The sequence below is a fragment of the Sneathiella sp. genome (assembly GCF_029233945.1).
GTDB lineage: Bacteria > Pseudomonadota > Alphaproteobacteria > Sneathiellales > Sneathiellaceae > Sneathiella.
In genome coordinates, this window is record NZ_JARGOQ010000019.1 from 21,968 (window position 1) to 32,615 (window position 10,648).

The 10,648-nt window shown below is 54.7% G+C and carries 11 protein-coding genes; 7 read left to right on the forward strand and 4 right to left on the reverse strand.

Annotated elements, in window-relative coordinates; all coding sequences use genetic code 11:
* Window positions 1-76: 76 nt before the first annotated feature.
* Complete coding sequence (gene def, locus P1U71_RS08175) at window positions 77-649, reverse strand: peptide deformylase (RefSeq protein WP_301105087.1); 573 nt, start codon at window positions 647-649, stop codon at window positions 77-79.
* A 164-nt stretch (window positions 650-813) separates the two neighbouring features.
* Here def and rpsU point away from each other — a divergent pair, with 164 nt between their 5' ends.
* Complete coding sequence (gene rpsU, locus P1U71_RS08180; protein ID WP_161316574.1) at window positions 814-1,014, forward strand: 30S ribosomal protein S21; 201 nt, start codon at window positions 814-816, stop codon at window positions 1,012-1,014.
* Window positions 1,015-1,114: 100 nt separating this feature from the next.
* Here rpsU and P1U71_RS08185 read toward each other — a convergent pair whose 3' ends face one another.
* Window positions 1,115-1,945 (reverse strand): helix-turn-helix transcriptional regulator, encoded by an 831-nt coding sequence (locus P1U71_RS08185; protein WP_301105088.1) that lies wholly within the window; start codon window positions 1,943-1,945, stop codon window positions 1,115-1,117.
* Window positions 1,946-2,094: 149 nt separating this feature from the next.
* On the opposite strand from P1U71_RS08185, the gene P1U71_RS08190 reads away from it, so the two are divergent.
* Together P1U71_RS08190 and P1U71_RS08195 are read left to right on the forward strand one after the other, a co-directional pair.
* Window positions 2,095-2,499, forward strand: coding sequence for a hypothetical protein (locus tag P1U71_RS08190; RefSeq protein ID WP_301105089.1), 405 nt, complete (start codon window positions 2,095-2,097; stop codon window positions 2,497-2,499).
* 157 nt (window positions 2,500-2,656) lie between these two features.
* Window positions 2,657-3,457 (forward strand): hypothetical protein, encoded by an 801-nt coding sequence (locus P1U71_RS08195; RefSeq protein WP_301105090.1) that lies wholly within the window; start codon window positions 2,657-2,659, stop codon window positions 3,455-3,457.
* A gap of 13 nt (window positions 3,458-3,470) precedes the next feature.
* Here the strand turns inward: P1U71_RS08195 and P1U71_RS08200 are convergent, their stop codons facing one another.
* Window positions 3,471-4,358 (reverse strand): hypothetical protein, encoded by an 888-nt coding sequence (locus P1U71_RS08200; protein ID WP_301105091.1) that lies wholly within the window; start codon window positions 4,356-4,358, stop codon window positions 3,471-3,473.
* A gap of 146 nt (window positions 4,359-4,504) precedes the next feature.
* Between P1U71_RS08200 and P1U71_RS08205 the strand changes: the two genes are divergently transcribed.
* Window positions 4,505-5,227, forward strand: a complete 723-nt coding sequence (locus tag P1U71_RS08205) for a hypothetical protein (RefSeq protein ID WP_301105092.1) — start codon at window positions 4,505-4,507, stop codon at window positions 5,225-5,227.
* A 28-nt stretch (window positions 5,228-5,255) separates the two neighbouring features.
* On the opposite strand, the gene P1U71_RS08210 is transcribed toward P1U71_RS08205, so the two are convergent.
* Window positions 5,256-5,903, reverse strand: coding sequence for a hypothetical protein (locus P1U71_RS08210; protein ID WP_301105093.1), 648 nt, complete (start codon window positions 5,901-5,903; stop codon window positions 5,256-5,258).
* 185 nt (window positions 5,904-6,088) lie between these two features.
* Here P1U71_RS08210 and P1U71_RS08215 point away from each other — a divergent pair, with 185 nt between their 5' ends.
* The 3 genes from P1U71_RS08215 to P1U71_RS08225 form a co-directional block, all read left to right on the forward strand.
* A complete protein-coding gene (locus P1U71_RS08215; protein ID WP_301105094.1) occupies window positions 6,089-8,089 on the forward strand; it encodes an ATP-binding protein in 2,001 nt (666 codons plus the stop codon).
* A 166-nt stretch (window positions 8,090-8,255) separates the two neighbouring features.
* Complete coding sequence (locus P1U71_RS08220; RefSeq protein ID WP_301105095.1) at window positions 8,256-8,843, forward strand: hypothetical protein; 588 nt, start codon at window positions 8,256-8,258, stop codon at window positions 8,841-8,843.
* Window positions 8,844-8,894: 51 nt separating this feature from the next.
* On the forward strand, window positions 8,895-10,648 hold a 1,754-nt coding region (locus P1U71_RS08225; protein WP_301105096.1), incomplete at its 3' end, for a methyl-accepting chemotaxis protein.

Below are 10,648 nucleotides of genomic sequence, written 5' to 3' on the forward strand. Positions count from 1 at the left end.
CCGTCGAAGAGAACATGGGGCAACACCGCGTCCAGCAGGCGCGTCTGCCATTCCCGCTCGGTCTCCGCCTTTTTGCTCATGTTTCCTCCTTCTCCGGTTCGGATTTCGCGCGCAGGTCCTCCATAAAGGCCTGCACCTCACTTTCATACATCAGATAGCGCATGTCTGTCATCCGTTCGGGATAGAGAATGCCGAAAAGATGGTCGCATTCATGCTGCACGACGCGGGCATGGAAGCCGCGCGCCTCGACGCTGATTTCCTTGCCGTTGAGGCCGAGGCCGCTATAGCGGATATGGGTGTGGCGCGGGACAAGGCCGCGCAGGCCCGGGACCGAGAGGCAGCCCTCCCACCCGAGCTCCGTCTCGTCCGAAAGGGGCTCGATCTTCGGGTTGATCAGCACGGTGGAGGGGACGCTTTCGGCCATATCCCCCTCCTCCCTCTCGACCCGCTCGGCCGGCACCTCGAAGATCACAAGGGACTTGGAGACGCCGATCTGCGGCGCCGCGAGACCGACCCCGCCGACGGCCTCCAGGCTCATCCGCATATCCTCCACCAGCTGATAAATCTCGTCGCCAAAGGGGGGCGTCAGCGGCTCCGCCGGCACGCGCAAGGTGGGGTTGCCCATCTTCAGAATGTCTCTAATTGCCATAAGCCCTTCCAAATTCGTGTCTTTTATGTTATTTACTCTTTTCTTTAGGGATTTCACCTTAAAAATGCGGTTTTCCCCCTTCACAGGGGAAATGAAGCGTGCTACACCCGCGCCACTCCGTAACCGGTTTAACTTTAGACGATTAGATAGGAGCACGATTAACTGTGCAAGTTTCTGTACGTGACAACAATGTAGACCAGGCGCTCCGTGCGCTGAAAAAGAAAATGCAACGCGAAGGCATCTTCCGTGAGCTGAAGCTCCGGGGCGCCTATGAAAAGCCGTCCGAAAAGCGCGCCCGCCAGAAAGCGGAAGCCATTCGACGCGCCCGCAAGCTCGCCCGCAAGCGGATGCAGCGCGAAGGCTAAGTCGCCGTCCCGGTTCGCCGGGATACCAGAATTCAAAAAGCCGCACCGGGGCTCCGGTTTGCGGCTTTTGGCGTTTTAGCGTAATCTCAGGATAACGGCGCTAGTTCCCCGCCTCACCGACAAGCGCGCGGATCAGTTTATCCGTCGTCGCATCGGCGGGAAAGAAACTCTCCACCATGATTTCCTCCGCCGTCACATCCTGCGGCGTGCCGAAGCTCGCGACCGTCGTGATCCAGGAAAGAACATTGCCGCCCAACTCGAACTCCAGCGGGAGGACGGGCAGCGCATCCGCCGACGGGTTTTCACTCGCGAAGCTTTCCGGCACGCCCGGATAGGCCAGCACCTCGGCCAGCAACTGACGGAGCGGATCGTTTTCCTCCGCGCCTTTCAGCTGCCGATGCGCGCGCTCGATCAGATGGCCGGCCGCGCGGTCCCAATCGCGGGTGACGGGCCGCAGGCCCTCCGGGTGCAGCATCAGCCGGAGCGTGTTCGGCGGCCCCTTCCCCTCTGCGGCGGAGAGGCCCAACAGAGCAAGCATCTTCGCCCCCGCCTGATTGATCATCAACACATCGAAGCTGCGGTTCATGACAATCGCGGGATATGGCTCCTGCTTCTGAAGCATGAAATCAAGCGCCTCGCGCACCTTGCCAAAACCGGCATCATCCAGCGAGCGCGCCCGATAGGCCGCGGTATAGCCCGCCGCATTCAGCAGCCGGTTGCGTTCGCGCAAAGAAAGCGCCAGCGCCTCGGAAAGGCGCAGGACCATCTCCCGGCTCGCGTTTGAGCGGCCGGTCTCGATAAAGCTCAGGTGCCGGGCCGAACTTCCCGCGTCAAGGGCGAGATCGAGCTGGCTCATTCCCTGAACCTGCCGCCAGTGCTTCAAGAGCCGACCGAGCTCGGGCACCGGGGTTTGCAAGGCTGTCGCGGTCATCTTCTTTCCTTCCTCGATAATCCGGCGTCCAGAATACCCCGAAATAAAGATCAGGAACATTACCACAGAGGTAATTGAGAAGATAACCTATCCCCGCCATCCTGCTTTCAGCGGCCACCATGGCCGGGCCTGACTGAAAGGAGATCAAGATGATGGTTAAGTCAAACCTGCTACGAAATACCCTGCTGATCAATGCAGGAACCTCGCTTCTAACGGGAGGGGCGGCGCTCGCCTTCGCGGACCCGCTTGCGCGCTGGACGGGGATGGCCGAATGGATCCTCTACACGCTTGGGGTGGGCTTAGTGCTCTTCGCTGCCGATGTCGCCTGGACGGCCACGCGGAAAAAAATCAATCCGCTGTTCGCCAAGCTCATCATTGCCGCCGACGTTGCCTGGGTGGTGGGGAGTGGTCTCTCCCTCCTCTTGTTCCAGAACCGTTTGACGGTGGAGGGCAGCTGGATGGTCGAGCTTCTCGCCATTGCCGTTGCTGTCCTCGCTGCCGTGCAAACCGTCGGCCTCAAGCGCCTGGCCGATCATAGGGCCCGGACCGCTTGAGATCCTTCCGCTGACGCAGAAAGCCGCGTGGAGAAATCTCCGCGGCTTTCTCACACCTGATCAGTGACCTGGGTACGATAGTTTGTCACGATTAGGGAAGGTGTGTATACTAGTATAGATTTTATGAAATGTCAAGGATTTTGGGGGAAATGTAGCCATGGCGAAAAAGGCAAAAATAGATACTCTTACATTGGACGAACGAAAAAAGATTCTAACCGCCTCTGTTTTCGAACATTATCGTTGGTATTTAGCGGATGACTTCATATCCGAAGAAAAGGTTCGGCTAAACAAAGGCAAACTAACTCCGGAGTTATTGACCAGTATCGGTCGGCGTTACGAAGTAGGAAGAAACCTGAAAACTGGTGAAAATGATAATCCCCAAAGAATAGCTAAAGAACTAAATGAAGTTGTTAATAATTGGCCTAAAGAACTTGTTGAACGTGCGAACCGATGTGTCGAAATAGCTAATATATTGAGAGAAAAAGGGCTTACACCAGCCCATGGACAAAATAGTACGCCGGGCACTCCGCTCTCTGCTGTGACGAAACTTGTCTGGTTTATAAAACCTGATAGTTGGACACTTTATGACGAACTGGCAAGCAAAGCAGTTTTGACGCGAAAACGAAATGGTGATACCGATAGCAAAATGATCCGATATTACAAGATATTATCTAGTCGGGGGTTTATTCAAACGTCGGAGAAAATTAAGTGTATAGTTAATAAGTATGAAATGTTTAAAAAGCTCCATGGCACGCGGATAATTGATAAATACCTGCTTTTTACTGGAATGGAAAATGACACAAGAGATAATCGAATTTGCGATATAGACATTTTCAAAAATGCCTTACCTAATACTGTCAGCAAAGAATTGGCTAAACTCTCAAATGAAATCTGTACAGCGGTGATTTCACGAGAATCTACCGCTTGTGAAAATCCGGGAATTTTTGATGGAACATAACTAAGTTCCAATTTCATTCGGTTTTTTTGTACTCATTTTTCGACCGTCGCATATTATTTACTTGATGCAAGTCAGATCGTACAGGAAAGTCTGCATTTCTATAACTCAAAAACTTTGTAGGAACAGGCTGAATTTTGAAGTAACTGCCAAACTGCTTAGGCGTCCATACGCATGTTTTTAGGGATTTAATAGGCTCTTTTTCCTTTAGATTCTCAATCTGGTTTAGTAGCCTAAAATCCAATGTCAGAAAGCAGAACATCTCATACTTTTCAGCCGTTCTAATATGCCAAGCATCTTTCGTGTATTTTTGCCCAAGCAACGCAAACAAAGTTTGAAACAATATGTCGCCCGAACGCACTAATCTATCATTTTGTTCCTTGTTAAAATCTCGCGAAGCTAATGTTCTGCTATGAATATCTGGAATAAAATTCCCATCGACGCTTTTCATTTCTAAATCTGAAAATACATTCAAATCATAATATCCATATCCAGAAAACCGCCCTAATGGCTGATAGAATCTTTCTGCCTGAAGCTCCGCAGATGTCCATAAAGAAATTCTGCCCGTTTCAGCTAAATACGCAATGCTAGCGAGGTAACGCGCATTCTCGCCCAAGTCGCTTTTGTCATCGGTCGAGTGAACCGGGATTCTAGCAAGATATCCACCATCGAAATCAATATCTCCCCATTTCTGAGTGCCTGTAGAAATCCAGTCTGTTTCATGAGTAACGCCGTGTCCAAGTGTAGCGCTATCAACAAGGACTTTTACTGGGCCGTGGCTATCTAAAATTTGCCCCGCCTTAAGTGTAGACAATTTCAACATCAAACGTCCTGAGCAGCTGAGGACAGAAATTGCCAAAGAAATGCTGTATTTTCTCCACCAAGTAATGATCTTTTCTTTCATAATAATCCTATCATAACAGATGAACCTGAAAGTTCCGACTTCAACGAAACTATTAGTAATCCACCCCATTCCCTCTATCCAATCGCGTCGTCATACGATAATCTTCCAAGCGAAACTGTTGCCGTTTAAAAATCGTGAGGGTTATCTTGGAAAATCTGCTGACTGTGCCAAAGGCGATGATTGCCGCGACCGTCTTTGTCGTCCAGAACGCGGGGGCCTGTTTTATGCGGGGCCTGCCGGTTGTCGTGGCGATGGGGGTGCTGGCCTATATCAACGTTCTCACCAATGGCTCCTTCGCCATTGCAGGACAGGCGATCGAGTCCTTTCTCTACGCCATTTTCGCCGTTGCCTGGCACCGCTATTCCCTGCTGCCCGAGGTGCGGGAGAAGCGCGGCTTCGCGCTTTCCTTCGGCTTGCGCGAGATCAAGTTCGGCGCGCTGATCGTCGTGGTCAGCCTGATCGGCTATGTCGTTACCTCCGCCCTTGTGGCCGTGTTGCCGGACGAAGCGGCCATTGTGGTCGTGCTTATTCTTGTCCTTGTCGCGAGTTCGATCCTTGTCTTCTTCTATCCGGCCATCGCGCTGGAGCAGCCGATCGACGGTGGCCTTTTCGTGCAGGAGGGGCTGACGCTTATCTTCTCCTTTATTCTCGGCGGCCTTCTCGCCATGCTGATCTTTATCCTGCCGGTCGGCGCGGCCGCCCTGATCGCCTTCGGAATTGCATCAATGTTCGGCGCCGTCACGATGGTCGCCATACTCGTCGGGGTCGTCAATTTCATCGCATGGGTCATTATTATCGCGATTATGGTCTCCACGGCATCGTTCCTCTATCGCGATGTGATCGGCCTGAAAGAGGTGCATGGCGCGTGAGGCGCCATGCGTTGTTTATTCCGAAAAATCAGTCCGCCGCGAAGCAGTAGAAATAGCCGTTGCCGCCGGTGGTTTTGAGGGCGTCGGCGCTGCAGCCGCGGCTGTCATGGGCGGCGTTCCAGGATGTATTTCCGCCGCCATGGCGGTCATGATGGCCGACGGTGGCGCTCCCCTCGCCCGAGCTGGTCCAGTTACTACAGGTCTTGTCGTCGGTCACGTTCGGGAAATAGGCGGTGCCGTCAGACATGCTGCCGGTCAGCATATCATGCTCGTTCGGGCCATCGCCCCGGCCCTTGACCGGGTTGCCGTTTTCATCGACGGCGGTGCGCTTGACGATATTGGGGCTGAGATGCAGCATATCGAGATCGCTCGCGATCAGCTCCCCGTTGGCGTTATACCACGGGCCGTGGCCGATGCGGTTGCGCGCCGAGATGCCGCGCTTGCCGTCTTCCTGCGTGCTTAAATAGGCGCGCCAGTCCCGCGCCGCAGCGCCCGCCTCCTCGGCGAGCTTCTCGCACCAGGCATCGGCCCCCTCCAGCCCGCCAAGGTCGCCGCCGTTGCCCGGCCCGACGCTGGTGACGAAAAAGCCCATGGGATGCGCCTCCTGTGCCTCGGCGAGGGGAAAAGCGGCAGCAACAAGAAGCGCCGCCGCGGTGAGCGATTTCATCAGTGTCATGGGTATATCCTTTCGTTGAGAAAACAATCGATTTCGCATAAATTAGATTTTATTCATGGATGAAAGGCAACGGGAAACGGGCAAGATCACGGAGTTGTGACCGCCTCCCAAACAGCCAAAAAACCATAAAAACTATGGAAAGTTGTTTAAGGTTTCTTAGGGATTTGTTTACTAGAATACGCCGAATGAAAAGTTTTATCGAACGGAACCATCTGCTGCGATTTGTAAGCCGCCTGACGCGCCATACAATCGGAGTGCCGATCGCCATTGCCATGGCCATGATCCTGCTTGTCGTGACGGCATGGGTCGTGACGCCGACATCCGAGACCGAGGGCCATATCACAGAGGCCCGCAGCGACCTTGGTAATTTCGCCGCACGGCTGGAGAGCCATATCACGACCCGCCTCACCATCGGCCAGCAAATCCGCAGTTCCCTGGCCAAGGGGGAGATTAGCGGCCGCGAGCAATTTCTGACCCAGGCGTCCTATCTGCATGACCTGTTCAAGGATTTCCAGGCGATCAACTGGGTCGATTCCCTCGGCGTCATTCGCTGGGTCACCCCGCTTGAGGGCAATGAGCCCGCCGTCAATCTCGATGTCCGCAAGCTTGCCTCGCCCGCGAAGGCAATAGCCGCGGCGGAGCAAACCGGCCGTCTGCAAATCACCCCGCCAATCGAACTGACCCAGGGCGGCAGGGGCTTTACCGCCTATATCCCGGTGATCAAGATGAAGCGATTGACCGGCTTTGTGAATATCGTTTTCCGCAGTGATCCGCTCATCCTTGAGGCCATGCCGAATGGTCTTTTGAAGAAATATGACGTGATGATCCATGACCGGGACATGCCTGTGTTCGGCACACTCGACCCATCGACGGAATGGGACAATGAAAATGTATTCCATAAATGGATTGTTGTTGGCAACCGCGTGTGGACGATCAGCCTGCTCCCGACCCCGGAGACAATCGCCGCCCATAAAACATTAGTGGACGAAATTGTCCTTGTGACACTGATCCTGCTCTCGATTGCCATTGCCTATCTTATTCATCTCGCCATGGTCCGCCAGCTCCATATCAGGGCGAGCGACAAGCTCTTTCGAACCTTTCTTGCAAACTCTCCTTCCGCCATCATCATCAAGGATATGGACGGGAATTATCTGCATGCCAACGCCCAGTGGCACGACTGGTTTAACCCGGGAGGGCGCGAGATTAGAGGGCATAACACATATGAATTCTTCCCCGAGGAATATGCCGAGCGCGTGCTCGCGCAGGAAAAAGAGATCGCCGCCGGAAAAAAGATGATCGAGCGGGAGTATATAAGCCCCACCATCAACAATGGCCTGATTCCAACCTTCGTTCAGATGTTCCCGATCATGGATGACGAGGGGAACGTGATCGCGATTGGCGGCTCCATCACCGATATCAGCGCCAACAAAAAGACCGAGGAGGCGCTGCGCCACGCGCTGATGAAGGCGGAGGATGCCAACCTTGCAAAATCGAAATTCCTCGCCACCATGAGCCATGAACTCAGAACCCCGCTCAACGCCATTATCGGGTTCAGCGATCTCCTTGTCGGTCAGTATTTCGGATCGCTCGGCAATGAAAAATACTCTGAGTACGCCGAGGATATCAATCACAGCGGCCGTCATCTGCTGGCCCTTATCAATGAGGTTCTCGATATTTCCGCGATTGAGCTGGGCAAGCGCGACATGATACTGGAACCGGTGGCGGTTCGCGCGCTGCTGACCGACTGTGTAAAATCCGTGCGCCATCGCGCGGCCAAGCACGGGATCATGGTGGCGCTGTCCGCCGACCGCACGCTGCCGACAATAAATGCCGATGAAACGGCCCTGCGCCAGATCTTTCTCAACCTGCTCACCAACGCGATCAAATTTTCCCACGTCGGAGACAAGATCACCGTCTCGGCGATCACCACGGAAACGGAAGTGATTATCGAGGTTCAGGATACCGGCGACGGTATCAAGGACGACCAGTTGCCGAATATCACGCAACCCTTCGTCAAGGGCCACAGCTCCTCCCACATCACCCATGAGGGGGTCGGACTGGGCCTCTCGATCGTCAAATCCTTTGTCGCCGCGCATAACGGACGGCTCCATATCGAGAGTGAGCTGGGCCTCGGCACCAAGGTGACCGTGACCTTTCCCAAGGAAGCCCATCGCCAGGTTGCCTGAGCGTTCCGTGCCACCAAAAATTCCGGCGTCACACGCAGAATATATTCTCGATTAACTATAAATAAACAATTCGCCGTCAGTATTTGAATACTTGGTTTTATTGCCATAGTCGGCAGACCATTATTTATAGATATCTAAGTAAAACATCTACCCAAATGGAGCCCTGATGATGATCCGTACCTTAATTGCCTCCGTCGCTGCTATCGCCATTTTTGCGGGACTGCCGACGACCTCCCTCGCCCAGGATTACAAAGTCGCCGTCGCCAATCTGATCGACAGTGAAATCCGTGGCTGGTCGCAATCCGATGAAGTGATTGATGCCGTCCGTAAGCAGAATGAAATGTCCGCCTCGCTCAGCCAGGACGATGTCGATAATCAGGACAAGAAATGGCGCGCAGAAACAAAAGGCGGCAGCCAGAACATGATCAATGCGGTGTTGTCCAACAGCCTGTCGAACTACCTGAAAAGCGTCAAGACCAACTCACAAGGCAAATACACCGAGATCTTCGTCATGGATATGAAGGGCCTCAATGTCGGCCAGAGCGACATCACGTCAGACTATTGGCAGGGCGACGAAGCGAAATGGAAACAGTCATATGGCGCCGGTCCGGACGGCGTTCTGATCGACGAAGTTGAGTTTGACGAATCCACCCAGACATACCAGTCGCAGGTCAGCGTCGCGATTGTTGACCCGAGCACCCATAAAGCCATCGGCGCGGTGACCGTCGGCGTCAATGTCGAGATGCTGGAATAGACTTCCCGCCATATCCCTCACCTACATTTATATATAAGGATGACGCACGAGATGAGCGCAGAGACCCCGACGAATGAAGCTGACATGAACGACGCGGCCATGAAAGACAAGACATCTTTCGCCGCCAAGATGACTGTCAGTCGCAAAATCCTGCTTGTTGTGTTTGCGACGACCCTGATGGGTCTCTCGCTCCTCGTCTATCTGGGATTACAAAACCAGCGCCATGCCCTGGAAGATCTGGCAACAAATAATAACCTCACCATTTCGGAACTGATGGCGGAGCAGCTTTCAGGTGCCCTGAAATGGAAGAAAACCGACAAGATTGCAGAAGTCTATCAGGAGATGGCGTCGAAAGACGGCTCCGTTCTCGCGGATATTCTCACCTTCGACAACGAGGGCGCTCTCGTCACCGAATATCACTCAGAGACCCTCCCCTCCGCCTCGGGTCTGGCCGCCTTGCTGTCAAAACATAAAGCCGCGCTTGAACAGGGCGAGGTATATACGGAAAACACAGGCTCCCATCAGATTATCCTGACGCCGGTCACCTCCGCAAAAGGGGAACTGGTCGGCTTTGCCGCCATCGGATGGAGCCTCAACAAGTTGAATGAGCAGCTTTCCGCGAACCTGATGCAGCAGCTTCTGCTGACCGGGGCCGCGCTTCTCGGCATTATGGTGTTGACCGGGTTTTTGCTGGGCCGCTTTATCGGTCGTCCCCTCACCCAGTTGACCCAGGCCATGCTGTCCATCGCGAATGGGGCCCGTGACATTATCATTGACGGGCTCGATCGCAAGGATGACGTCGGCGACATGTCCCGCGCCGTGCAGGTCTTCCAGGCGAATGCCGAAAAGGTCAAGGCGCTGGAAGTTCAGCGCGAGAAGGACGCACAGGAAAAAGCCGCCGCAGAGGAAGAGCGTCGCCGCGAGGAAATGAACCGCGCCGAGGAGGAGAAACGCCGCGATCAGGAAGCGACCGCAAAATCCTCCGCGGAGCGCGTCAGCTTCGCCCAGACCCTTGCCCAGAAACTCGAAAGCACGGTCAATACGGTCGCGCAGCAGATTATCGGCGCCGCCGAAACCATGGAGGAAAAAGCCAGGAGCATGGTGACGAGCGCCGCCGATACGGACCGCCACTCCACGTCCATCGCCGCCGCCTCCGAACAGGCCGCAGGCAACGTGAGCGGGGTCGCCTCCGCCGCCGAGGAACTTTCTGCCTCCCTGCAGGAAATCGGCCGTCAGGTGAATGTTTCCGCCACGCTCTCCAAGGAAACCATGCAGGTTGCGGAATCAACCGATGTGGTTGTCGGCAAGCTTGCGGTTTCCGCCGGCGAAATCGGCAATGTCATCGACCTGATCAACAATATCGCCAACCAGACCAACCTGCTCGCGCTCAACGCCACGATCGAGGCTGCCCGCGCCGGGGAGGCCGGAAAGGGCTTTGCCGTCGTCGCCTCGGAAGTGAAGGGTCTCGCCTCGCAGACCACCAATGCGACCGAGGAAATCACCCGCAAGATCGACGGGATGCAGCACGCCACCACCGAAGCCGTGGAGGCCGTCAAGCGGATCGAGGAAATGATCGTGCAGATTGACGAAACGGTTCAGGTCATGTCCTCCGCCGTCGAGGAACAGAATGCCGCCACGCTGGAAATCACCCGGAATGTGCAGCAGGCCTCAGTCAGCACCGGCGAAGTGTCCCGCTCCGTCATGGAGGTATCCAACATGGCCTCCTCCTCCGGAAGTTCGGCAACACAGCTTCTCGAAAGCGTCGGCGAGCTCACCCAGTTCTCCGCCAAGCTGCGCGAGGAAGT